Below are 23,675 nucleotides of genomic sequence, written 5' to 3' on the forward strand. Positions count from 1 at the left end.
AATGGTCTGAGTCTTTTTTCCACCGCCTACCCCCTTCCGCGCCGCGCTCTTCGTATGCCATTCGCCATCAGCATCGCCCAGTTCAATTTCATCGTGGGCGATCTGCCGGGCAACGCCCAGAAGATCATCCAGGCCGCACGCGACGCCCATGCCGCCGGTGCACGCCTGCTGCTCACGCCCGAATTGGCGCTGTGCGGCTATGCGGCCGAAGACCTGTTTTTGCGGCCCGCCTTTCTGGCGGCCAGCGACCAGGCCCTGGCCGAAGTGGTGCGCGCCACTGCCGATCTGGAGGGCCTGGCCATCGTCGTCGGCCACCCGCAGCGCCTGCCTGCCGACCCGGCCGGCCGTTGCGCCAACGCCGCCAGCGTGGTGCGCGCCGGCCGCGTCGAACAAACCTACGCCAAGCAAGAATTGCCCAACTACCAGGTGTTCGACGAGCGCCGGTATTTCACGCCCGGCAGCGACACCTGCGTGTTCGACGTCGATGGCGTGCGCATCGGCCTTCTGATCTGCGAAGACGCGTGGTTCCCCGGCCCGGCTCGGCGTGCGGCGGATGCCGGTGCGCAGTTGCTGGTCAGCATCAACGCCTCGCCTTTCCATGTCGGCAAAAGCTCCGAGCGCGAGCAGATCATGCGCGAGCGGGTGACCGAAACCGGCCTGCCGCTGGTCTATGCCCACCTGGTGGGCGGGCAGGACGAAGTGGTGTTTGAAGGCCGGTCGTTCGGGCTGAATGCCGATGGCTTCATCGCCTTCCGTGCCCCTGGTTTTGAAGAAAAACTGCTGCTAGCGCAGGTGGATCAAGCGCAGTCAGCTATAAAATTAATAGCAGACGTTGCTCCCGTGCCCACGCTGGAGTCCGATCTGTGGTCAGCCCTGGTGCTGGGCGTACGCGACTACATCGGCAAGAACGGCTTTCCCGGCGCGTTGCTGGGCCTGTCAGGCGGCATCGATTCGGCCCTGGTGCTGGCGATCGCCGTCGATGCGCTGGGTGCGGACAAGGTGCGCGCGGTGATGATGCCCTCGCCCTACACGGCCGACATCAGCTGGATCGACGCGCGCGACATGGCCGAACGGCTGGGCGTGCGCTATGACGAAATCTCCATCGCACCGCAGTTCGAGGCCTTCAAGGCCGCGCTGGCCAGCGAATTCGCCGGGCTGCCGGAAGACGCCACCGAAGAGAACCTGCAGGCGCGCATTCGCGGCACGCTGCTGATGGCGCTGTCGAACAAGTTCGGCTCCATCGTGCTGACCACCGGCAACAAGAGCGAGATGGCGACGGGCTACTGCACGCTGTACGGCGACATGGCCGGCGGCTTTGCGGTCATCAAGGACGTGGCCAAGACGCAGGTGTTCGCCCTGGCGCGCTGGCGCAATGAGAACGACCCGTTCGGCACGGGCGCGCGCCCCATTCCCGAGCGCATCATCACGCGCCCGCCCAGCGCCGAGCTGCGGCCCGACCAGAAAGACCAGGACAGCCTGCCGCCTTACGAGGTGCTGGACGCCATCGTGGCGCGCTACATGGAGGGCGACGAGCCCATCGAATCCATCATCGAAGACGGCTACGACCGGGCCGACGTGGAGCGCGTCACCCGGCTCATCAAGCTCAATGAATACAAGCGCCGCCAGGCGCCGGTGGGCATTCGCGTCACACGCCGCAGCTTCGGCAAGGACTGGCGCTACCCCATCACCAGCCGCTTTCGCGCCTGATGATCCGTACCAGATTTTTCGTATCGCAGCACATTCATTCCAGGAGACATTCCCCATGCAAATGATTACCGCCGTCATCAAGCCTTTCAAGCTCGAGGAAGTCCGCGAGGCCCTGGCCGACTGCGGCGTCACCGGCCTGACGGTGACCGAAGTCAAAGGCTTTGGCCGCCAGAAGGGCCACACCGAGCTGTACCGCGGCGCCGAGTATGTGGTGGACTTTCTGCCCAAGGTAAAGGTGGAAGTCGTTGTCAAGACGGACGACGTGGACCGCTGCGTGGACGCCATCGTGAATGCGGCGCGCACCGGCAAGATCGGCGACGGCAAGATCTTTGTGACGGCCGTGGAGCGCGTGGTGCGCATCCGTACGGGTGACCTGGACGAAGCAGCGGTCTGAGTTTGCTGCGCCCGCCGGGCAAGGCGGGCGCTTCAATTAGCCAATCAATCAGTTAATTAATCAATTAATCAAATCACGTCGCGCAGCGCAGTGACGTCCCGGTTGTTACCTGCTTCCTGCACCAAGGTGGTCAGCAGCGCGCCCACCTCGGTGTGCGTAGACAGCAGACCCATCTGCCAATCGCTCATGAAACCGCTCTGCACGCTGGTGCGCAGGAACGACAGCATTCCGTCGTAGTAGCCATCGACGTTCAGCAGGCCCAGCGGCTTGTCGTGGTAGCCCAGCTGCCGCCACGTCCACACCTCGAACAGTTCCTCGAATGTGCCGATGCCGCCGGGCAGGGCGACAAAGGCATCACAGCGCTCGGCCATCATCGCTTTGCGTTCGTGCATGTTCTGCACGATGTGCAGTTCGTCGCACTGGTGATTGGCCAGTTCCTTGTCCACCAGCGCTTGTGGAATCACGCCCACCACCCGGCCGCCGGCCAGGCGCGTGGCCTCTGCCACTGTGCCCATTAAGCCACTACGGCCGCCGCCATAGACCAGTTGGCCGCTGTGCCGGCCGATCCATTGGCCCACGGCCGTGGCCGCTTCGGCAAAGCGGGGAGTGCCACCGGAGCGTGAGCCCAGGTAGACGCAGATCGAGAATGCGGGATCAGCCATGTACAAACAACCTTTGATAGAGCGCCGCCGCCCACACGCCTGAGCACAGCAGCAAACTCAACAGCACCGCCGCACTGCCCAAGTCCTTCGCACGCTTGGACATGGCATGCAGTTCAGGGCCCACGCGATCGATGGCCGCTTCAATGCCGGAATTGAGCAACTCGGTGATCAGCACCAGCAGCACGGTGCCCGCCAGCAAGGCCACCTCGACCCAGCTGCTGCCGAGCCACAAGGACAGTGGCAACAGCACGAACGCCATGCAGGCTTCTGTGCGAAAAGCCTTCTCGCTCCAGCCCGCGCGCAGGCCTTGCAACGAATAGCCAGTGGCGTGCCAGACACGGTGAACGCCGGTGCGGGCCTTGTGAGGGTGCGGTGGGTGGGGCAGGGGAGGCATAGACATCAGGAAAGCTATTTTGGCGCAGGCCGTGGTGTGCGCAATGGTTGGCGCGAACTGGCTGGCACGCCAAAGTGCGGCGCAGCCGTTGTCTACGCCTGAGCTGAGGGCGGGCGCCTCAGTGTTTGCGGGGCGGCAGCTGAAAATGCACCAGGCGCGTGCCCGCCAGTGCATCGTGCCAGAACTGCCTTTGCGGGTGAAAGCGACTCAGCAGCGCCCAGATGAAGACCCAACCAAAAAGCAGCACCATCACCTCTACAGCATCAACGCCGAAGGAATATGCAGCCAGGGGGGGAAGAAACCAGAGCCAACTCAACACGTACCGGGCCAGCGCACGCAATTGGCTGATGTGCATACCGCTTGCATCGACAACTTTGATACGCCAAGTCTTCATGGCGAGCGTCTGACCCCTGGACCAGAACCAGGTGAAGTAGATACCGAACACCACAAACAGAAAACCCATCCGCAGGTGCCGGTTGTCCAGCGCATGGCGCGATTGGCTGAGTGCGTCGAAAAGGTAGCTGGCAATGAACACTACGCCGAACATCAGCATGCCTTCGTACAGCCAGCACGCCATGCGGCGCGGGAGCGACGGCGTCGTGCCGTTCAGCGCGATGGCGGGTACGCCCGTTGCGGAGTCGGAAGACGGGCTCGGGCTTGACATCGGAGAGGCGGGCATGCGGCGGTCGGGCGAAGTGGAGCCTATTGGGGGGGGTGCAAGGGTGCGAAGTCGCGCTCGGCTGGGGTGCCGTCGCCGTCTGGCGCCACGCCTGCAGGCGGCAGGGGTGCCGCCACTGCAGAAGGCACGTGAACAGGCGCCGTCTGTACAGCCGCACTGGAGGCTGTCGAGGCCGGCGAGGGTGCCAATACGGGAAGCGCCTGCGTGGAGTGGAATTCGTTCACCGGAGGAATCTTCGGCGGATTGGCGGGGCTGGCGGCGGTCACCGCCGCTGCGGCCGGCACCTTGGCCAGCTTGCGCGGCGCCACCGGGCGCAGAGCGGTGGCCGCCCCGGCCGGCTTGGGGGCCGCGCGTGCCGCGAGGCGCTCTTTTTCTTGCGGGCTCAAGGCTTGGTAAGCCTCCCACTGTGCGACTTTGCTGTCTGGCGCCAGCTTGGCGGTCGCGGCGTAGTTGAGCCGGGCCTGGCTGCGTTGCTGCGTGCTGAGGCTGGCCCAATCGGTCATGCGCTCGACCATCTTGACCTGCTCTTCAGGCGCCAGCGACTTGAACCCCCCGGCCAAGTTGAGCCAATGGCGCTTCTGAACCTCGCTCAACACCGGCCAACGTTCCGCCAGCGGGGCGAGAGCTTCTCGTTGCGCGGTTGTCAGTTGACTCCAGCTGGGGCCGACAGGCTGTGCTGGCTCTGGCGTGCGCACACGGCGCACGGCCGGGTTGCGCGCCTTCTTGTGCTGTGATGCCAATACTTCAGCAGGCACCGCCGTGCCGGGAGCCATGCGGACCTGCGTAACCACCCGCCAGCCACCCAAGGACAGCGCGCCCAGCAATGCAAAAGCCAGCACGGCGGCTGGCAGGATGCGGGGAGCGTCGGTCAGGCTGGGGGGCATGCAGTGTCGAATCAGCGGCTGTCGTCAGCCGTCTTGAGGAATTGAAGGAAGCCAGGGTCGGCATAGGCCGAGGGCGGCAGATCGTCAGTGAGCAGGGCGGTGTCCACCTCGGCGATCTCGTGGGCGATATTCTCGTCCTGCGCGATGTTGATGAACACCAGGCCGACCACCAGCGCCGTCAGCGGCACGGCCGACATCAGAGCGCGCCACCAGTTACCGCCTTCACCCCCCCAGCCGAGGGTAGCACTGCCGTCTGAAGACACCACCACCGGCGCGGCAGCGATCTCGCGCACCGGCACGAAGACCGGTTTGCGGCGCTTGTCCAGTGCCTGCATGCGCGCGGCCCGCAGGCGCTCGGAAATATCGTAAGGCAACGCGTCGACGCCCTCCGTCAGTCGCGCGGTCACGCGGCGCGCGTAACGGTCGGCGGCGAGTTCGGCGGAAGCGGGGGGTGTGCGATTCATAGTTCTATTCCTTTGGCCTTCAGTGCCTTGCCGAGGGTCTGGACTGCGCGAAAGCAGTGCGTTTTCACACTGCCTTCCGAGCAGCCCATGGCGGCTGCAGTTTCTGCAACATCCATTTCCTCCCAGTAACGCATCAGGAAGGCCTCCCGTTGACGGGGGGGCAATTCTTGAATCTCGGCTTCGATATTGCGAAACACCTGGGCGCGCCGCGTCAGGTCTTCGGCGCTCTGCGCGGTCTCGCTGCCGGTGTAGGCCTCCAGCAGGTCGAAATCGCCGCCTTCGTCGTCAGGGCCTTCGAAGTCGCTCATGCTGGAAAACAGCGCGTTGCGCGTCTTTTGACGGCGGAACCAGTCGAGCGTGCAGTTCGACAGGATGCGCTGGAACAGCATCGGCAACTCGTTCACGGGCTTGTCGCCGTAGTGCTCCGCCAGCTTGAGCATGCTGTCCTGAACGATGTCCAGTGCCGATTCCTCATTGCGCACGTGATAGATCGAGCGCTTGAACGCTCGCTTTTCTACGCTTTTGAGGAAGTCGGACAGTTCTCGTTCGGTAGCCAAGAGTGAATGGGCCCGCAAGAGACGGGCGAACAGGCGGCAAAGGCACCGCCAAATCAGTATGAGGCCTGGCGCCAAAGCGCGCGATTATGGCACCGGCGCTGTATTTTTCCGACAGGCGTCCGCGCCAGTGCGACAAATGCCATAATCCTGGCTGCAATTCAAAGGCAAACGGGTCCCGGTCCGGCGCAGCAATCATCTCGCCCATGGCCGAGGCCTCAAGTTCCGAGGCGGCTTCACAAGGGCTTGTTCAAGGGGCACCCAAGGTTTTTCGTCAGAGAAATTCGCAAAGGTTGATCATGGAAATCTCAAAAGCCGAAATCGCATCGGCAGCGGCCGCCATTCAAGGCGCCGCCGGCACCCAAGACCTCATGGGCGCCGAAATTCTCATCAAATCCCTGCAAGCCGAGAACGTCCAGTACATCTGGGGTTATCCGGGCGGCGCCGTTCTGTACATCTACGACGCGCTGTACAAGCAGGACACGATCCATCATGTGTTGGTGCGCCACGAGCAGGCGGCCGTCCATGCCGCTGACGGATATGCCCGCGCCACGGGTGAAGTTGGCGTCGCGCTGGTCACCTCAGGCCCGGGCCTGACCAATGCGGTCACCGGCATCGCGACGGCCTACATGGATTCCATCCCGATGGTAATCATCGCCGGCCAAGTGCCCACGCACGCCATCGGTCTGGACGCCTTCCAGGAATGCGACACCGTCGGCATCACGCGCCCCATCGTCAAGCACAACTTCCTGGTCAAGGATGCGCGCGATCTGGCGGCTACGATGAAGAAAGCCTTCCACATCGCCCGTACCGGCCGCCCAGGCCCGGTGGTGGTCGACATTCCGAAGGACGTGTCGTTCAAGAAGGTGGCTTACAACGGCTATCCACAGACTGTGGAGATGCGGTCGTACAACCCCGTGCGCAAGGGCCACGGCGGGCAGATTCGCAAGGCGTTGCAGTTGCTGTTGACGGCCAAGCGCCCTTACATCTATACCGGCGGCGGCGTGCTGCTGAGCAATGCCTGCGACGAACTGCGTACCTTGGTGGACATGCTGGGCTACCCGGTCACCAATACGTTGATGGGCCTGGGCGCTTATCCCGCGTCGGACCGCAAGTTCCTCGGGATGCTGGGCATGCACGGCACGGTCGAGGCCAACAACGCGATGCAGAACTGCGACGTGCTGCTGGCGGTGGGCGCGCGCTTTGACGACCGCGTGATCGGCAACGTGAAGCACTTTGCCCAGAACGACCGCAAGATCATTCATATCGACATCGACCCGTCGAGCATCTCCAAGCGCGTGAAGGTCGACATCCCTATCGTCGGCGACGTCAAGGACGTGCTGACCGAGCTGATCGCGATGATCCGCGAGACCCCCACGCGCCCTGAAGCCGGCGCCCTGGCGGCCTGGTGGGACACCATCGAAGGCTGGCGCAAGCGCGATTGCCTGAAGTACAGCATGGGCAGCAGCGACGTCATCAAGCCGCAGTACGTGGTTGAGACGCTCTGGAACATGACCAAGGACGCCGACGCCTACGTGACGTCCGATGTGGGCCAGCACCAGATGTGGGCTGCGCAGTACTACCGCTTTGAAGAACCACGCCGCTGGATCAATTCCGGCGGCCTGGGCACCATGGGCGTGGGCATTCCCTACGCCATGGGCATCAAGCTGGCCAAGCCGAATGCCGAGGTGTTCTGCATCACGGGTGAAGGCTCGGTGCAGATGAACATCCAGGAACTGGCCACCTGCCGCCAGTATGAAACGCCGATCATCATCTGTTCGCTCAACAACCGCTTCCTGGGCATGGTCCGGCAGTGGCAAGAGATCGAGTATTCGGGCCGCTACAGCCACAGCTACATGGATTCGCTGCCCGACTTCGTGAAGCTGGCTGAGGCCTACGGCCACGTCGGCATGCTGATCGAGCGCCCTGAAGACGTAGAGCCCGCGCTGCGCGAGGCCCGCCGCCTCAAAGATCGCACCGTGTTCCTGGACTTCCGCACCGACCCCACCGAGAACGTGTTCCCGATGGTGCAGGCGGGCAAGGGCATTACCGAAATGCTGCTGGGGTCGGAGGACCTTTAAGCCAGATCGGCCTCCAGCGCTTGTCCATCAAGCGCTAGCAGCTATCTTTTTGATAGCTTTCAACTTTGACGAATCTATTGCCTGCCGAGCCCGCCGCTTACCGGCGTCGGGGGAGGGCAGCGAAAAACGACAGTTTTCTGCGACCACTTGTGGATCGTGCTGCCGTCGCAAAAAGAGGAATCTGCACTCATGAAACACATCATCGCCGTCTTGCTGGAGAACGAACCGGGTGCGCTGTCGCGCGTCGTAGGCCTGTTTTCTGCGCGGGGCTACAACATCGAATCGCTGACCGTGGCGCCCACCGAGGACGCATCGCTGTCGCGCATGACCATCCAAACCCACGGTTCTGAAGACGTGATCGAGCAGATCACCAAGCACCTGAACCGGCTCATCGAAGTCGTGAAGGTCGTCGACCTGACCGAAGGCTCCTACACCGAGCGCGAGCTCATGATGGTGAAGGTGCGCGCCGTAGGCAAGGAGCGCGAGGAGATGAAGCGCATGGCCGACATCTTCCGCGGCCGCATCATCGACGTGACCGACAAGAGCTACACCGTCGAGCTGACGGGCGACCAGTCCAAGAACGATGCTTTCTTGCAGGCCATAGACCGCACGTCGATTCTGGAGACCGTTCGGACTGGCGCCAGCGGTATCGGTCGCGGTGAACGCATCCTCCGCGTCTAAGACATTCCTTCTTTTTCCATCCTGACCAACGCATTTTTTACTGGAGCGACCCATGAAAGTTTTCTACGACAAAGACACCGACCTGAGCCTGATCAAGGGCAAGACCGTGGCCATCATCGGCTACGGCTCGCAGGGCCATGCCCACGCACAGAACCTGAACGACAGTGGCGTGAAGGTCGTGGTTGGCCTGCGCAAGGGCGGTGCTTCGTGGGACAAGGTCGGCAAGGCCGGCCTGAACGTGCTGGAAGTGAACGACGCGGTCAAGGCCGCTGACGTGGTCATGATTTTGCTGCCTGACGAAGACATCGCAGCCGTCTACAAGAACAACGTCGAGCCGAACATCAAGCAAGGCGCTTCGCTGGCCTTCGCCCATGGCTTCAATGTGCACTACAACCAAGTCGTGCCCCGTGCCGATCTGGATGTGTGGATGGTCGCTCCGAAGGCCCCGGGCCACACCGTGCGCAACACCTACACCCAGGGCGGCGGCGTGCCCCATCTGGTTGCAGTGCATCAAGACCAATCCGGCAAGGCCCGTGACCTGGCCCTGAGCTACGCGGCAGCCAATGGCGGCGGCAAGGCCGGCATCATCGAGACCAACTTCAAGGAAGAGACCGAGACTGACCTGTTTGGCGAACAAGCCGTGCTGTGCGGCGGCGCGGTCGAGCTGATCAAGATGGGCTACGAAACCCTGGTCGAAGCTGGCTACGCCCCTGAAATGGCTTACTTCGAATGCCTGCACGAGCTCAAGCTCATCGTGGACCTGATCTACGAAGGCGGCATTGCCAACATGAATTACTCGATCTCGAACAATGCCGAGTACGGCGAGTACGTGACCGGCCCCGAAGTGATCAACGAGCAGTCGCGCGAAGCCATGCGCAATGCCTTGAAGCGCATCCAGAACGGTGAATACGCGAAGATGTTCATCCAGGAAGGTCGCCTGAACTATCCATCGATGACGGCCCGCCGCCGCAACACGGCCGACCACAGCATCGAAGTGGTGGGTGGCAAGCTGCGCGCCATGATGCCCTGGATCGCCAAGAACAAGCTGGTCGACCAGACCCGCAACTGATCTGCGATCAGCCCGGTGTGCGCCTCGTTCGCACGCCTGCCCAAAGGCCACCGCTGGTGGCCTTTTTTCATGGACATCCGTACCGGCGCCCAGGTGGTGGCCGGCTGGCTCTACACTGCGCTCTTCGCGCGCGGGCGCTCAAACCCGTCTGGTATGATTTTGATAGCTGCTTGCGCTTATCCAGCAAGCGCTGGAGGCCTATTTGATGCATAAAAACAATGACGGAGCCCGGAGTGGCGAGGTGCTGGTGCGCAGGCGGCGCAAGGGCATCTACATCCTGCCCAATCTCTTCACCCTGGCGGCGTTGTTCGGCGGTTTTTACTCGGTGGTGATGGCGATGGATGGGCGCTTCGACATGGCGGCGGTGGGCGTCTTCTGCGCCATGGTGCTCGACAGCCTGGACGGGCGCGTCGCCCGCATGACCAACACCCAGAGCGCGTTCGGCGAGCAGATGGATTCGCTCTCGGACATGGTGTCGTTCGGCGCCGCGCCGGCCTTGATCGCCTACGAATGGTCTTTGCGCGGACTGGGCCGCTGGGGCTGGATCGCCGCCTTCGTGTATTGCGCCTGCGCGGCGTTGCGGCTGGCACGGTTCAACGTGAACACTGGCGTGGTGGACAAGCGGTACTTCCAGGGCTTGCCATCGCCTGCGGCGGCGGCATTGGTGGCCGGGTTCATCTGGCTCATGACCGAGTTGGGCGTGCAACCGGGCGATGAGGGTTGGCTCAGCTGGACGCAGGTCACCTGGCTCACCTTCGCCTTCACGCTGTATGCGGGGCTGACGATGGTGACCAACGTGCCGTTCTATAGCTTCAAGGACATCCAGATGAAAAAGAGCGTGCCCTTTGCCGTGATCGTGCTGATCGCGCTGGCCATCGCCATCATCAACATCCACCCGCCCACGGTGCTGTTCAGCGTGTTTGTGCTGTACGGCCTGTCGGGCTATGGGGTGTACGCCTGGCGCAAGGCCAAGGGGCAGCACAGCAGCGTCATCAGCATGTCGACCGATGAGCCCGACGAGCGCGGTCTGCATAAATAAATGACGGCTGCGCTGGATACGAACTAAACCTACTGCAAGCAGGAGACCACGATGACTGACAAACTGATCATTTTCGACACCACCCTGCGCGACGGCGAGCAGTCACCCGGCGCGTCGATGACCCGCGACGAAAAGCTGCGCATCGCCCGCCAACTGGAACGCCTGAAAGTGGATGTGATCGAGGCCGGCTTCGCGGCCAGCTCCAACGGCGACTTCGAGGCCGTACAGAGCATCGCTCAGGCAATCAAGGACTCGACCATCTGCTCGCTGTCGCGCGCCAACGACCGTGACATCTCTCGCGCGGCCGAAGCGCTCAAGGGCGCGAACAGCGGGCGCATCCACACCTTCATCGCCACCAGCCCGCTGCATATGGAAAAGAAGCTCCGCATGACGCCGGAGCAGGTGCTGGAGCAGGCCAAGCAATCGGTGCGCTTTGCACGCAACCTGATCGGCGACGTCGAGTTCAGCCCCGAAGACGGGTACCGCAGCGAGGTGGATTTTCTCTGCCGCGTGCTGGAGGCCGTCATTGCCGAAGGCGCAACCACCATCAACGTGCCCGACACGGTGGGCTACGCCGTGCCCGAGCTGTACGGCAACTTCATCAAGACCCTGCGCGAGCGCATTCCCAACAGCGACAAGGCGATCTGGTCGGTGCACTGCCACAACGATCTGGGCATGGCGGTGGCCAACTCGCTGGCGGGCGTGAAGATCGGCGGGGCACGCCAGATCGAGTGCACTATTAACGGCCTGGGCGAGCGTGCTGGCAATTGCTCGCTTGAAGAGGTCGTGATGGCCGTGAAGACGCGGCGCGACTATTTCAATCTGGAGCTGGGCATCGACACCCAGCACATCCTGGCCGCCAGCCGCATGGTCAGCCAGACCACCGGTTTCGTGGTGCAGCCGAACAAGGCAGTGGTGGGCGCCAACGCCTTTGCGCACGCTTCGGGCATTCACCAGGACGGCGTGCTGAAGGCGCGCGACACGTACGAAATCATGCGCGCCGAAGACGTGGGCTGGACTGCCAACAAGATCGTGCTGGGCAAGCTGTCGGGGCGCAACGCGTTCAAGCAGCGGCTGCAGGAACTGGGCGTGCAACTGGAGAGCGAGGGCGAGATCAACGCAGCCTTCTCCAAGTTCAAGGAACTGGCCGACCGCAAGAGCGAGATCTTCGACGAAGACATCCTCGCGCTGGTGAGCGACGAAAGTGTGACGACGGAGCGCGAGCAATACGGCTTCGTCTCGCTGTCGCAGCACAGCGAAACCGGCGAGCGGCCGCAAGCCAGCATCGTGTTCACGGTCGAGGGGCGAGAGGTGCAGGGCACGTCGGACGGCAACGGCCCGGTGGATGCGTCGCTCAAGGCCATCGAGACCCATGTCAAGAGCGGTGCTGAAATGGTGCTCTATTCGGTCAACGCTATCAGCGGATCCACCGAAAGCCAGGGCGAGGTGACGGTGCGGTTGCAGAGCAGCGGCCGGGTGGTCAACGGGGTGGGCGCCGACCCAGACATCGTTGTCGCGTCGGCGAAAGCCTACCTGAGTGCGTTGAACAAGTTACAAAGTAAAGCCGACCGGGTGGCCGCCCAAGGCTGACTTGCGAATTTATAATTCACCCAGTTTCTAAAAGAGTCGCGCAAGGCCTTGATCTTGCGCGACTTTTTTTGATTCTGTACACTGCCTCACACTTCTTTCCGCTTGGAGCATTCAGATGCATGCACGCCCCGGCATCGCCGCCCGTTTTGTCCACGCGTTGGCCTTCGTCACGCTCAGCCTTGCGCTGGCTTCGCCCACCGCACATGCGGCAGAGCGAAAGAAGACGGTGGTGAAGAAGCAGGCGTCTTCCGTCACTGCCAAACGCCCGGCTGCGGCGGCTGCCAACAAGGTTTCTCGCAAGGCCGTGACGCGGGTCAAGGCGACCCGTGTCGCGGCGCGCAGCGCTCGAGCGCCGGTGCGCGCCGCAGCGATCGTGCCTGAGCGCCTGTCGTTCGGCCAATTGGCGGGCTTGCACTCGGTCACCGATCCGCTGGACTTGAAGTCCAGCGTGGCATTGGTCATCGACCAGGAAACGAATGAAGTTCTGCTCAGCAAGAACGACCACGCGGTGCTGCCCATTGCGTCGCTGACCAAGCTGATGACCGGCTTGCTGATCTCGCAGGCGCGCCTGCCGATGGATGAGCAGATCACCATCACCCAGGATGATGTGGATACCGAAAAAGGCAGCAGTTCGCGCCTGACCGTCGGCACCACGCTGACGCGCGGCGAAATGATGCACCTCGCCCTGATGTCGAGCGAAAACCGCGCGGCCCATGCGCTGGGGCGCACGTACCCTGGTGGCCTGAACGCTTTCGTGTCGCAAATGAACCTGAAGGCCAAGCTGCTGGGCATGACAGATACGCACTACGTGGAGCCCACCGGTTTGTCCAGCCGCAACCAGTCCAGCGCGCATGATCTGGCCATGCTGGTGAACGTGGCGCACAGCGACCCGCTGCTGCGCGAACTGTCCACCTCGCCCGGTTATGAAGTGGCTGTGGGTCGCCGCACACTGCAATACAACAACACCAACCGCCTGGTGAAAAGCCCCGCCTGGGACATCGGCCTGCAAAAGACCGGCTACATCTCTGAAGCTGGCCGCTGCCTGGTCATGCAGACGCAGATCGCCGGCCGCAAGCTGATCATGGTGTTCCTGGATTCGGCCGGTAAATTCAGCCGGCTGGGCGATGCGGAACGGGTACGCAACTGGGTGGAAACGCTGCCTGCACTGGGCAGCGAGAAGAGCTTTCACGCCGGCGCCAGCACCAAGGGCTGACGCCTTGTAAAAGCGGGGGTGCAGTCGTGGCACCCCGGGCTCGTCACTTCCTGTGATGTGGAGCCTCAGAAGATGACGGCAAGGGAGAGGCCGTCACGCCGCAATCTCAACCCAAACGAGTTGCTCTTCAAGCCTTTTCAAGCCTGCGTGAACGACGTGCGGCGACCGCTCACATAACCCAGCGCCTGGGAAATGGCGTCGGCGGTGGACTGCAGCTTGGGCAGCCAGCCCTCATCCAGGCGATCGGCAGGCGCAGAAATCGACAGGCCTGCTATCAGTTGGCCCTGGTCATCGAAGATGCCTGCCGCCATGCAGCGCACGCCCAATTCCAGTTCTTCGTTGTCGCGGGCAATGCCGTACTGACGGGCCTTGCCTAGTTCGCGCTCCAACACCGGCATTTGCGTGATGCTGTTGCGTGTGTGGCCGGCGAGGCCCGTGCGCGTGGCATAGGTGCGCACACGCTGTGGGTCGTCGGCTGCCAGAAACAGCTTGCCGGTCGAGGTGAGGTGCAGAGGTGCCCGCCCGCCGATGGCGCGCACCACCTGCATGCCGGAGCGCTCACTGTAGGCCCGCTCGATGTAGACGATTTCGTCGCCCTGGCGCACGCTCAGATTGACGGGTTGCTGGATCAGCTTGTGCAACTGGCGCATCGGAACCAACGCGGCATCGCGTACGCTTAAGCGCGCTTTCACCAGGTTGCCGAGTTCCAGCAGGCGCATGCCTAAGCGGTAGCTTCCTGATTCCGGCCGATCGACGAAGCGGCCGATCGTCAGATCGTTGAGGATACGGTGAGCGGTGGAGGGGTGCAGTCCCGTTTTCTCGCTGATTTCCTTGAGCGAAATGGCTTCTTCGCGCGACGCCAGCACGTCGATCAGGGTGAACATGCGCTCCAGCACCTGCACGCTGGGCTTGGACGGGACGTCTGAAAGATGTTTTTTCATGGGCTATCCGGTCGCTGCCTAACAACCCAACATTTTATGTTATGAAATTGTCAGATGTGTGATGACTTCGGAAAGTTCGCTTTTGGCGTCGCAGCTACGACGCACGACGCGGTCAGTCCGTGCGCGCCAGCCCGGGCTGCCACACATCACCGACCCGCAATTCGTGCGGAATGTAGTTCGCTTTGTAGCTCATCTTCGGGCTGGCTTCGATCCAGTAGCCGAGGTACACGTACGGCAGCCCTAGCGTGCGGGCCTGCTCGATCTGCCATAGCACGTTGAACGTGCCGTAGCTTGCCCGCGCTTCGGGCTCGTAGAACGTATAGACGGCAGACAGGCCGTCGCCCAGCACGTCCAAAATGGAAAGCATCTTCAGCGCACCGGGTGTGCCGTCGGCATCGCCGGGCTCTCTGAACTCCACCAGGCGCGAATTGACCCGGCTTTGCAGCAGGAACTGGGTGTACTGGTCGATGCTGTCGTGATCCATGCCGCCGCCGGCGTGGCGGGTGTTCTGGTAGCGCAGATAGAGCTCGTAGTGCTCGGGCACGAAGCCCAGGCGCAACACGCGCGCCTGCAGATGGCGGTGCCGTTGCCAAGCGCGGCGCTGGCTGCGGTCGGGCTTGAACCGGTCTGCCAACACCCGGAGCGGCGTGCATGCCTGGCAACCGTCGCAGTAGGGACGGTACGTAAACATGCCGCTGCGCCGAAACCCGCGGCCCACCAGGTCTGTGTACACGTCGTTCTGAATGAGGTGGCTGGGCGTGGCGACCTGCGAGCGCGCCTGCCGGTCAGGCAGATAGCTGCACGGGTAGGGGGCAGTCGCGTAGAACTGCAGCGTTTGCAGAGGAAGGTCGTTGAGTTGCGTCATGCCACAGGCCCGTCTGGCAGGATCTCGCTCCAGTATATGGGGTCGAACGCCCAGGTCATGGGCGGCGCATGCCGTGCCACCGCGACGTGCTCCAGAAACGCCGAGCGGTCGATTTCACGTGCGCCCAGCGACGCCAGGTGGCGGGTGTTCTGCTGGCAGTCCACCAGCGCTGCGCCTTGCGCGCGGCACAGTGCCACGAACGCCGCCAGCGCGATCTTCGATGCGTCGGTGGCGTGCGCGAACATCGATTCGCCAAAGACCGCCTGTCCGAAGGCGATGCAGTAAAGCCCGCCTACCAGGCGGCCATCGACCCAGGTCTCCACGCTATGGGCGTGCCCGGCAGCATGCAGCTCTTCGTAGGCCCGCACCATCGCAGGCAAGATCCAGGTGCCTGATTGCCCAGCGCGAGATGTGAGTGCGCAGGCGTGGATGACAGCGCTGAAGTCACGGTCGATGCTCACGGTGCAGTCGGGCTGGGATCGAAACCGCTGCAAGGTCCTGCGCAGCGAACGGTGCAGTTTGAATTGCGCCACGTGTAGCACCATGCGCGGGTCGGGGCTCCACCAAAGAATGGGTTGGCCGCTGCTGAACCAGGGAAAGATGCCCTGCTGGTAGGCGGCGCTCAGATGCTCCACATCCAGCAGGCCACCGGCCGCCAGCAGTCCTGGCGCTGGCGAGTCAGCGCCCCAGGCCAGCGTCGGGGGCGGAAAGGCATCTTCGGGCTCCAGCCAAGGCAACGGTGGATTCAAGGCGAGATCGGGTTCTGGCAATGGCATCAAGTGCTAAGAGGCGGGCCAGGCTGCATCAGGCCAGCGGGCTGTGGCTGCGGCGGGCAGCGTACAAACCCAGCCGCACCATCGTGCGATGGTTCAGCTCGACCGGAACGGCGGACCTTGCCAGTGCCGACTGGATGCGCGGTTTGCCCGCGGCCGTCTGATAAAGGCCCGGCTGGGCACGCTGCCCGCCATCACGGTCGAGCAGGCTGGCGACCAGCGGAAAGTTGGGCTTTTCGCCCCGGCGCAGCACGATGGCCGTTTCGCCATTGTCCAGCCGCACGAAGGTGCCCGGCGGGCACAGGCCCACGGTGCGTACCAAGGCGAAACTCACCTCATCGCCCTGTTCCACGTCCTGCCCGACGATGGCGCGCACCGAGTCGGTCGCGCTGCGGCCAACACGCGACTTCCGCGGACTGATCATTGCGGCATAGCGGTCGATGGTGGCGAGAACGCGGCTCAGGCGCTCCTCGGCACCGAGGTGACGCAGCGGTGCGGGCTCGCTGACCCGCTCGGTGGGCAGCGTATGGTGCTGGCCAACCACGTCCAGCCACAGGTCGTCACGCACTTCCAGTTGTTCCAGCATGTCTACGCCCAGGCGCGGGTGGCTCTCAATGGCCTGCTGCTGTATCGGCGTGGGCCGATCGCGCTGGTGGGCCAGTTCGTCCTGCAGCGCGGTCATGCCGATGTTCATGGTGAATGCCGCGCGCACCAGGCTGTCGCGTTCGTGCGGCGGCAGTTCCAGTTCGTGGGCCAGGATGTGGCAAAGCGTGCCGCAGACCAGCGCATGCGAGGTGCTGTAGCCCACCGACGAGGTCGCGGCGAGCTGGAACATGAGGTAGAGCGCGGCGTCGATGTCGTGCGCCACAAGGTCTTGCAGCCAGCGGTCGCACTGCCGCACCTTGGCCGTGAAGTCCTGCACCTGCAGTGGCCGCGCCAGCAGCACCGACAGTGCCGATTCAAGGTCGGACCACAGACCCAGCAGGTCTTCGTATTCGTTGTCGAGAAGGCGGTCGCTCGCAGCAGTTTGCGTGGTAGGCATGTCAGCGCCGCCTCTCCAGCACCATTTCGTCGTTCAAACGCGTCATCTGGAACGCGGAAAGAAAGCTGTTGCCCAGCAGCACATAAGGCATGGCCTGTGGCGTGACGACGGCGTCGACAGCGCGCAGTTCCACGTCGCCGATGCGCACCGAGTCGAGCTTGAGCCGCCAGCCTTGCGTGGCACCGTTGGCGGTGTTCATCATCACCGGCTGGCCGGCGCGAAAGGGCAGGCCCATGCGCTCGGCATCGGGCAGGCCGATGGCCACCGCAGTGGCGCCGGTATCCACCATGTACTGCATCACGCGGCCATTGATGGTGCCGCTGCCCATGAAGTGGCCCCGCATGTCGGATCGCAGCACCACGCGCTGGCCCGCGCTGGCCGAGCGGATGCTGACGGGCGCCGCGCCCAGCACCACCGTGCGGCGCTGGCCGGCCACGTCGACCACCACATCGTCGCGGCCGACGGACACCACCGTCACGCCCTTGTGCGTTTCACCGGGCGCCACGCCGCGGGGTTGCGATCCGTCGACCACCAGCAGTGCACGCGTGCCCAGAATGCCGCTCAGCGCCACCGCCTGCGCGCTGGCCGCCAAGGGTGCGGCCGACAGCATCAGGCCCAGCCACACCGCAGCCGACATTCCACCCGACCGTCCCGAATGCGGCGGCCAGCAAAGGCTTGGTGGGCGTTGGTCGGACATTCGGGGCACACGAGGAGAAGAGGTGGGGTGCCTTTAGTCGCGGAAGTTGTCGAACGACAGGGGAATGTCGGTCACTTCCTTGCGCAGCAGGGCCATGGCGGCCTGCAGGTCGTCGCGCTTGGTGCCGGTGACGCGTACTTTTTCTTCCTGGATGGCGGCCTGCACCTTGAGCTTGCTTTCCTTGATGATCTTCTGGATCTTCTTGGCCAGCTCGCTTTCGATGCCGTTACGCACCTTTACCAGCTGCTTGACCTTGTCGCCGCCAATCTTCTGCGGCTTCTCGATGTCGAGGAAGCGCACGTCCACATTGCGCTTGGTCAGCTTGCTGCGCAGGATGTCGTCGACCTGCTGCAGCTGGAATTCGGCGTCGCCGAACAGGGTAATTTCCTTGTCCTTGAACTCGATGGCGGCGGAGGTGCCCTTGAAATCGAAGCGTGTGCCGATCTCCTTGGCGGTGTTCTCCACAGCGTTCTTCACTTCGACAAGGTTGGCTTCACAGACGGTATCAAAAGAAGGCATGGCGTGACTCTCGGAAACTAGGGAAGAACCCTGCCCACGCATGGGCGGGTGCGACAATCCGGCCGATGTTAGTCGAGAAAAACGCCCCCCTGCAGCCCTGCAACACCTTCGGCATCGTCGCGCGCGCCCAGACGTTGGTGCGTGCCCGTTCGGTGCAGGACGTGCAGGCCCTGCTGGCCGACCCGGTGCTGGGCCGCCAGCCCGTGTTCGTCTTGGGCGGGGGCAGCAACATCGTGCTGACGGGCGACGTCAAGCCCGTCGTGCTGAAAATGGAAATCAAGGGCCTGCGCCTGGCGGCAGAAACCGACCGGCACTGGATCGTGGAGGCCGGCGCGGGCGAGGTCTGGCACGACGCGGTGGCCTGGACGCTGGAGCACGGCTTTCCCGGCCTGGAAAACCTGGCGCTGATTCCGGGCACCGTGGGCGCGTCGCCGGTGCAGAACATCGGTGCCTATGGCGTGGAGTTGCAAGACCGCTTCGAGTCGCTGGACGCGATCGACCTGGCAACGGGCCAGGTGTTTTCCTTGACCGCCGAGCAGTGCGGGTTCGGCTATCGCGACTCGGTCTTCAAGCACGCGCCGCAAGCGGCCAGCGACGAAACCGGGTTGCCGCGCGGCATGGGGCTGGCCGGGCGAGCGGTCATCACCCATGTGCGTTTTTTGCTGCCTAAAGCCTGGAAGCCCGAACTGGGCTACCTGGACCTGGAACGCAAGCGCGCCGAAGCCGGCGTGCAGGTGCCCACGCCGCGCCAGGTGTTCGACTGGGTGTGCGAGGTGCGCCGCGCCAAGCTGCCCGACCCGGCCGTGGTCGGCAACGCCGGCAGCTTCTTCAAGAACCCCACCGTCACGCCCGACCAGTGCGCGGACATCATCGCGCGCGAGCCCAAGATCGTTCACTACCCCATGCCCGACGGCACCATCAAGCTGGCGGCCGGCTGGTTGATCGACGCCTGCGGCTGGAAGGGCAAGAGCGTGGGCAAGGCCGGCGTCTATGAAAAGCAGGCGCTGGTGCTGGTCAACCGCGGCCAGGGCGCCGACAGCGTGACGGGCGGCGAGGTGATGACGCTGGCCAAAGCCATCCAGACCAGCGTGTACGAGCGCTTCGGCATCCGGCTGGAGCCGGAGCCGGTGGTGGTCTAGCGGCGCGACCTGCTCGCGTCATTGGCGATTTGCTATTAAATTTATAGCTGCTTGCGCTTGATGGATAAGCGCTAGAGGCCGATTTGACTCATATTCTGCTGCTTCAGTAGCCGCAGGCTCAGCCAGGTGGCCGCTCAGTCACGCGGCCGCAGCGCCTGCCGGCTGGGCGCGGAACGCCACCTGAAACCGGTTCCAGCCATTGATCGCCACCACGGTCAGGGTCAGCTCGACGATTTCCGCTTCGGTGAATTGCGCTGTCACTTCGTCATAAAGGCTGTCGGGCACGTCCTGCGTCTGGGCCAGCCGGGTCAGTGATTCGGCCCAGGCCAGCGCTGCACGCTCGCGGGCGTCGAACAGACCGGCCTCGCGCCAGGCGGCCACCAGATGCAGCCGCCGATCCGTCTCGCCATGCTTGCGCGCCACGCCCACATGCAGGTCGATGCAGAACGCGCAGCCGTTGATTTGCGAGACGCGCATCTTCACGAGCTCCTTCAGGCCAATGGGCAGCGTGCCGGCGCTGATCTGGTTCTCCAGCGCCATCATGGCTTGGGTGGGTGCGGGGTGGTTCTTGAGCAGTTGGATGCGTTGCTTGGACATGGAGTGCCTTTCGGTGGTGGTGAGAAAACGGTTGGGAGAGCGAATGGCCACGGCACAGCCCGCCTTGGTGCGGGCGACAAGTTGCCGGTGGTGGTGGAAGGGGCGCGCGGGCGCTACAGCCCGCGCAGCTTTTCCGGGTTCAACACGGCGTAGACGCCGTGGATCTGGGTGCCGTCGGTCTGCAGCGCCAGCGCCAGGCGCGGCACGGCGCCTTCGCGCAGTACCAGGCCCGGCGTGCCGTTGATCTGCACTTCTTCGAGCGTGAGGTATTGCAGGTGCAGGCGCCACACGGCGACGGCGAACCGGGCGAGCGCGCGCGGGCCGCGCAGCACCTTGGTGGCGGCGGGCACCTTGCCGCCCCCGTCGGGCGTCCAGGTCGCGTCGGCGGCGAACAGGGACAGCATGGCCTCGTGGTTCTGGGCGCGCATGGCGTCCACAAACCGATGCAGCAGCGCTTGCGCGGCGTCGGGCGTGGCGGTGAAGCGCACCTTGTCTTGCCGCACTTGGGTGCGGGCGCGGTGCACCAGCTGCCGGCAGGCGGCCTCGCTGCGGTTCAGCACGGTGGCGACTTCCGCATAGTCGCTGTCGAACACGTCGTGCAGCAGGAAGGCGGCACGCTCGTCGGGCGACAGGCGCTCCAGCACGACGAGCAGCGCGATGGACAGGTCGCTCGCCAACTCGGCCCGCGCATCGGCGGGCGGGGCCGTGCCTTCGGCAATCCACGGCTCGGGCAGCCAGGGGCCGCTGTAGTGCTCGCGCTCGGTGCGTGCGGCGCGCAGCCGGTCCACGCACAGGCGCGTGACGGTGGTCACCAGCCAGGCCTGGGCCGTCTGCACGCGATCGGCGTCGGTGGACTGCCAGCGCAGCCAGGCGTCCTGCAGCACGTCTTGCGCGTCGGCGCGGCTGCCCAGCATGCGGTAGGCCACGCCCATCAGGCGGGGGCGGTGCTGCTGGAAGGCGGCGGTGTGCGGGTCCATGGCAGTGCGGGCGTTGGCGTTCATACCCTCAAGACGGCTGGCACGGTGATTTTGTGACATGGTCGCGCCCTATGCGCCGCCCAAAAGAAAACCGCCCGGCCTTGCGGCGGGGCGGTTGCTATTCAATTTATAGCTGCCAGCGCTTATGTACCAAGCGCTAGAGGCCGATTTGGCACTTATTTCTTGTCGCTGTCGTCACCCAGCTGCGCCAGCGCTGCATTGCCGCCCAGCGACAGCAGGCCTGCCTGGGCGTACACGCCCAGCTTGTGGCGCGTGTCGATGATGTCCAGGTTGCGCATGGTCAGCTGGCCGATGCGGTCTGCCGGGCTGAACGGCGCGTCTTCCACCTTTTCCATCGACAGGCGCTCGGGCGCGTAGGTCAGGTTGGGCGATTCGGTGTTCAGCAGCGAATAGTCGTTGCCGCGGCGCAGCTCCAGCGTCACGGTGCCGGTGATGGCGCGTGCAATCCAGCGCTGGGCAGTTTCGCGCAGCATGATGGCCTGCGGGTCGAACCAGCGGCCCTGGTACAGCAGGCGGCCGAGCTTGAGTCCGTTCATGCGGTACTGCTCGATGGTGTCTTCGTTGTGGATGCCGGTCACCAGGCGCTCGTAGGCGATGTGCAGCAGCGCCAGGCCCGGGGCTTCGTAGATGCCGCGGCTCTTGGCTTCGATGATGCGGTTTTCGATCTGGTCGCTCATCCCCAAGCCGTGGCGGCCGCCGATGCGGTTGGCTTCCAGGATCAGTGCGACGGGGTCGTTGTATTCGACGCCGTTCAGCGCGACGGGCTGGCCTTCCTCGAAACGCACCGAGACTTCCTCGGACTTCACCTGCACGTCGTCCTTCCAGAACGCGACGCCCATGATGGGGTTCACGATGCGGATGCCCTGGTTCAAAAACTCCAGGTCCTTCGCTTCATGCGTGGCGCCCAGCATGTTGCTGTCGGTGCTGTACGCCTTCTCGGCGCTCATCTTGTAGCCGAAGCCTTCCTTCGTCATGAAGGCCGACATTTCGGCGCGGCCGCCCAGCTCGTCGATGAACAGCTGGTCCAGCCAGGGCTTGTAGATCTTGAGCGAAGGGTTGGTGAGCAGACCGTAGCGGTAAAAGCGCTCGATGTCGTTGCCCTTGAAGGTCGAGCCGTCGCCCCAGATGTGGACGTCGTCTTCCTTCATGGCGGCCACCAGCATGGTGCCGGTGACGGCGCGGCCCAGTGGCGTGGTGTTGAAGTAGGTGACGCCGGCCGTGCTGATGTGGAAGGCGCCGGCCTGCAGCGCGGCAATTCCTTCGTGCGCCAGTTGCGTGCGGCAGTCGACCAGGCGGGCCTTTTCGGCGCCGTATTCCATCGCCTTGGCGGGGATGGCGTCGTAGTCGGGCTCGTCGGGCTGGCCCAGGTTGGCGGTGTAGGCGTAGGGCAGGGCGCCCTTGTTCTTCATCCAGCGCAGTGCGGCGCTGGTGTCGAGGCCGCCGGAGAAGGCGATGCCAACCTTCTGGTTCAGGGGCAGGTTCTGGAGGATGGTGGCCATGTCGGTCAGGGCTTTCTTCTTGTGGCTCAGCCGAAGTGGCAGATGTAGTGGTAGGCGGTGGTGACGCGGATCTCGAACTTCGAGTTGCCGGGCACGCTGAACTTTTCGCCCGCCGCGGACTTCACCCAGGCATCGGTGCCATCGAGCTTGTATTCGCAGTCGCCGCCCACGCCTTCCATGATCTCGGGCGCGCCGGTGTTGAAAGTCAGCGTGGCGGGCAGGATCACACCCACCGATTTCTTCGTGCCGTCCGGGAACGTGATGTTGTGGCTCACGCACTTGCCGTCGAAATACACGTTGGCCTGGGTGGTGACGGACACGCCGTCGATTTTTTCGGTGGTCATGGATGCGGAGGAAGAGGAGGGAGACAAACCGGCGATTTTAGGCGTGCGATGCGTCAGCGCCATGCCCGAGCCCGGTGCCAGCATGAAAAAAGGAGCCTGGAAAGGCTCCTTGATGCAACTGAGGCGGTTCGGTCGGCACGGTTGCCGCCCGGTATCAGCGCCAGTAAGGATCGCGGTGGCGAGGGCCGTAGTAGGGCCGGCCGTAGGCGTCGTGGTATTCGATCACCACCGGTGGCGGCTGCTGCACATAAGCCACTGGGCCGGGCTGGGTCGATACCACCACGCCGGGCTGCACATAGCCGCCGCCTTGTGGGTAGCTGGTCATGCCCTGCACGGCGGGCTGCACGTTCAGCGGAATCCAGGCGCCCGGGTCATTCTGCGTACGGGTGTTGTACTGGCGGCCCGCGTATTCATAGACCACGTTGTAGCCCACGGCGCGGTTCTCGTAATACGTCTGCGTGCTGCACCGCTGCACGTTCTGATAGCCGCCGCGCGTGCCTTCCACGTTGTTGCCCAGCACCGCACCACCAATCACGCCCAGCGCCGTGGCCGCAGCACGGCCGCTGCCGCCGCCAATCGCGTTGCCGGCCGCGCCACCGGCGATCGCACCCAGCAAGGCGCCCGCACCGCTCGGGCGCTGCTCGGAATAAATCGTTTCATTGCCGCAGACCTGCTGCGGCACGGCGACCTGCTCGGTGATAGGCGTGGCGGAAAGCACGCGGCCCTGCTCCTGGGCGCTGGCGCCTGCCGCCAGGGCGGCAAGGGCTGCAAGGACGATGATCTTTTTCATGATGGAGAAGCTCCTTTCGGTCGGTGTACAACGCACCACTCAGGGAAAAAGTTTAGGCAG

Annotated in this window: 26 protein-coding genes; 9 read left to right on the plus strand and 17 right to left on the minus strand. The window is 63.9% G+C overall.

The window, feature by feature from the left end; translation table 11 throughout:
• Nucleotides 1-54: 54 nt before the first annotated feature.
• On the plus strand, nt 55-1,707 hold the full coding sequence (locus RQI28_RS13575) for an NAD+ synthase (RefSeq protein ID WP_311223942.1): 1,653 nt from the start codon (nt 55-57) through the stop codon (nt 1,705-1,707).
• 55 nt (nt 1,708-1,762) lie between these two features.
• Complete coding sequence (locus tag RQI28_RS13580; protein WP_311223941.1) at nt 1,763-2,101, plus strand: P-II family nitrogen regulator; 339 nt, start codon at nt 1,763-1,765, stop codon at nt 2,099-2,101.
• Nucleotides 2,102-2,169: 68 nt separating this feature from the next.
• Here RQI28_RS13580 and RQI28_RS13585 read toward each other — a convergent pair whose 3' ends face one another.
• The 6 genes from RQI28_RS13585 to RQI28_RS13610 form a co-directional block, all read right to left on the minus strand.
• Nucleotides 2,170-2,763, minus strand: a complete 594-nt coding sequence (locus tag RQI28_RS13585; protein ID WP_311223940.1) for a TIGR00730 family Rossman fold protein — start codon at nt 2,761-2,763, stop codon at nt 2,170-2,172.
• The gene (locus tag RQI28_RS13590; protein WP_311223939.1) at nt 2,756-3,163 is read right to left on the minus strand and encodes a diacylglycerol kinase; all 408 of its coding nucleotides are present in this window, start codon (nt 3,161-3,163) and stop codon (nt 2,756-2,758) included. The genes RQI28_RS13585 and RQI28_RS13590 overlap by 8 nt, the downstream gene beginning before the upstream one ends.
• Nucleotides 3,164-3,275: 112 nt before the next feature.
• Nucleotides 3,276-3,836, minus strand: a complete 561-nt coding sequence (locus RQI28_RS13595) for an RDD family protein (RefSeq protein ID WP_311223938.1) — start codon at nt 3,834-3,836, stop codon at nt 3,276-3,278.
• A 23-nt stretch (nt 3,837-3,859) separates the two neighbouring features.
• A complete protein-coding gene (locus RQI28_RS13600; protein WP_311223937.1) occupies nt 3,860-4,720 on the minus strand; it encodes a DUF3106 domain-containing protein in 861 nt (286 codons plus the stop codon).
• An 11-nt stretch (nt 4,721-4,731) separates the two neighbouring features.
• Nucleotides 4,732-5,184, minus strand: coding sequence for a DUF3619 family protein (locus RQI28_RS13605; RefSeq protein WP_311223936.1), 453 nt, complete (start codon nt 5,182-5,184; stop codon nt 4,732-4,734).
• Nucleotides 5,181-5,741, minus strand: coding sequence for an RNA polymerase sigma factor (locus RQI28_RS13610; protein WP_311223935.1), 561 nt, complete (start codon nt 5,739-5,741; stop codon nt 5,181-5,183). Before RQI28_RS13610 ends, RQI28_RS13605 begins: the two co-directional genes overlap by 4 nt.
• Nucleotides 5,742-6,037: 296 nt before the next feature.
• On the opposite strand from RQI28_RS13610, the gene RQI28_RS13615 reads away from it, so the two are divergent.
• The 6 genes from RQI28_RS13615 to pbpG all read left to right on the plus strand — a co-directional run bounded on the left by RQI28_RS13615 (nt 6,038) and on the right by pbpG (nt 13,411).
• A complete protein-coding gene (locus RQI28_RS13615) occupies nt 6,038-7,819 on the plus strand; it encodes an acetolactate synthase 3 catalytic subunit (RefSeq protein WP_311223934.1) in 1,782 nt (593 codons plus the stop codon).
• 189 nt (nt 7,820-8,008) lie between these two features.
• Complete coding sequence (ilvN, locus tag RQI28_RS13620; protein WP_311223933.1) at nt 8,009-8,500, plus strand: acetolactate synthase small subunit; 492 nt, start codon at nt 8,009-8,011, stop codon at nt 8,498-8,500.
• 52 nt (nt 8,501-8,552) lie between these two features.
• Nucleotides 8,553-9,569, plus strand: a complete 1,017-nt coding sequence (ilvC, locus tag RQI28_RS13625) for a ketol-acid reductoisomerase (RefSeq protein ID WP_311223932.1) — start codon at nt 8,553-8,555, stop codon at nt 9,567-9,569.
• A gap of 205 nt (nt 9,570-9,774) precedes the next feature.
• The gene (pssA, locus tag RQI28_RS13630) at nt 9,775-10,608 is read left to right on the plus strand and encodes a CDP-diacylglycerol--serine O-phosphatidyltransferase (RefSeq protein ID WP_311223931.1); all 834 of its coding nucleotides are present in this window, start codon (nt 9,775-9,777) and stop codon (nt 10,606-10,608) included.
• A 51-nt stretch (nt 10,609-10,659) separates the two neighbouring features.
• Nucleotides 10,660-12,198: a 2-isopropylmalate synthase gene (locus tag RQI28_RS13635; protein ID WP_311223930.1), complete on the plus strand. Its 1,539-nt coding sequence runs from the start codon at nt 10,660-10,662 to the stop codon at nt 12,196-12,198.
• A gap of 115 nt (nt 12,199-12,313) precedes the next feature.
• A complete protein-coding gene (gene pbpG / locus RQI28_RS13640) occupies nt 12,314-13,411 on the plus strand; it encodes a D-alanyl-D-alanine endopeptidase (RefSeq protein ID WP_311223929.1) in 1,098 nt (365 codons plus the stop codon).
• A gap of 137 nt (nt 13,412-13,548) precedes the next feature.
• Here the strand turns inward: pbpG and RQI28_RS13645 are convergent, their stop codons facing one another.
• The 6 genes from RQI28_RS13645 to RQI28_RS13670 form a co-directional block, all read right to left on the minus strand.
• Entirely contained in the window at nt 13,549-14,352 is an 804-nt protein-coding gene (locus tag RQI28_RS13645; RefSeq protein ID WP_311223928.1) for an IclR family transcriptional regulator, read from the minus strand.
• Nucleotides 14,353-14,464: 112 nt separating this feature from the next.
• Entirely contained in the window at nt 14,465-15,217 is a 753-nt protein-coding gene (locus tag RQI28_RS13650; RefSeq protein ID WP_311223927.1) for an arginyltransferase, read from the minus strand.
• Nucleotides 15,214-15,966, minus strand: coding sequence for a leucyl/phenylalanyl-tRNA--protein transferase (gene aat / locus RQI28_RS13655; RefSeq protein ID WP_311223926.1), 753 nt, complete (start codon nt 15,964-15,966; stop codon nt 15,214-15,216). The genes RQI28_RS13650 and aat overlap by 4 nt, the downstream gene beginning before the upstream one ends.
• A 55-nt stretch (nt 15,967-16,021) precedes the next feature.
• A complete protein-coding gene (locus RQI28_RS13660; RefSeq protein ID WP_311223925.1) occupies nt 16,022-17,032 on the minus strand; it encodes an HD domain-containing phosphohydrolase in 1,011 nt (336 codons plus the stop codon).
• 1 nt (nt 17,033) lies between these two features.
• Nucleotides 17,034-17,669 (minus strand): retropepsin-like aspartic protease, encoded by a 636-nt coding sequence (locus tag RQI28_RS13665; RefSeq protein WP_311223924.1) that lies wholly within the window; start codon nt 17,667-17,669, stop codon nt 17,034-17,036.
• Nucleotides 17,670-17,762: 93 nt separating this feature from the next.
• Nucleotides 17,763-18,248, minus strand: a complete 486-nt coding sequence (locus RQI28_RS13670; protein WP_311223923.1) for a YajQ family cyclic di-GMP-binding protein — start codon at nt 18,246-18,248, stop codon at nt 17,763-17,765.
• Between the two features lie 65 nt (nt 18,249-18,313).
• On the opposite strand from RQI28_RS13670, the gene murB reads away from it, so the two are divergent.
• Entirely contained in the window at nt 18,314-19,387 is a 1,074-nt protein-coding gene (gene murB / locus RQI28_RS13675; protein WP_311223922.1) for a UDP-N-acetylmuramate dehydrogenase, read from the plus strand.
• 138 nt (nt 19,388-19,525) lie between these two features.
• Here murB and RQI28_RS13680 read toward each other — a convergent pair whose 3' ends face one another.
• The 5 genes from RQI28_RS13680 to RQI28_RS13700 form a co-directional block, all read right to left on the minus strand.
• On the minus strand, nt 19,526-19,984 hold the full coding sequence (locus tag RQI28_RS13680; RefSeq protein ID WP_311223921.1) for a carboxymuconolactone decarboxylase family protein: 459 nt from the start codon (nt 19,982-19,984) through the stop codon (nt 19,526-19,528).
• Nucleotides 19,985-20,097: 113 nt separating this feature from the next.
• On the minus strand, nt 20,098-20,985 hold the full coding sequence (sigJ, locus tag RQI28_RS13685) for an RNA polymerase sigma factor SigJ (RefSeq protein WP_311223920.1): 888 nt from the start codon (nt 20,983-20,985) through the stop codon (nt 20,098-20,100).
• 152 nt (nt 20,986-21,137) lie between these two features.
• Nucleotides 21,138-22,481, minus strand: coding sequence for an argininosuccinate synthase (gene argG / locus RQI28_RS13690; protein WP_311223919.1), 1,344 nt, complete (start codon nt 22,479-22,481; stop codon nt 21,138-21,140).
• A gap of 26 nt (nt 22,482-22,507) precedes the next feature.
• Nucleotides 22,508-22,825: a pyrimidine/purine nucleoside phosphorylase gene (locus tag RQI28_RS13695; RefSeq protein ID WP_311223918.1), complete on the minus strand. Its 318-nt coding sequence runs from the start codon at nt 22,823-22,825 to the stop codon at nt 22,508-22,510.
• 154 nt (nt 22,826-22,979) lie between these two features.
• Nucleotides 22,980-23,615: a glycine zipper 2TM domain-containing protein gene (locus tag RQI28_RS13700; protein ID WP_311223917.1), complete on the minus strand. Its 636-nt coding sequence runs from the start codon at nt 23,613-23,615 to the stop codon at nt 22,980-22,982.
• Between the last annotated feature and the right edge of the window lie 60 nt (nt 23,616-23,675).

The organism is Acidovorax sp. WCS2018Noco2-16, from assembly GCF_031843945.1.
In the GTDB taxonomy this organism is placed as follows: Bacteria; Pseudomonadota; Gammaproteobacteria; order Burkholderiales; family Burkholderiaceae_C; genus Paracidovorax.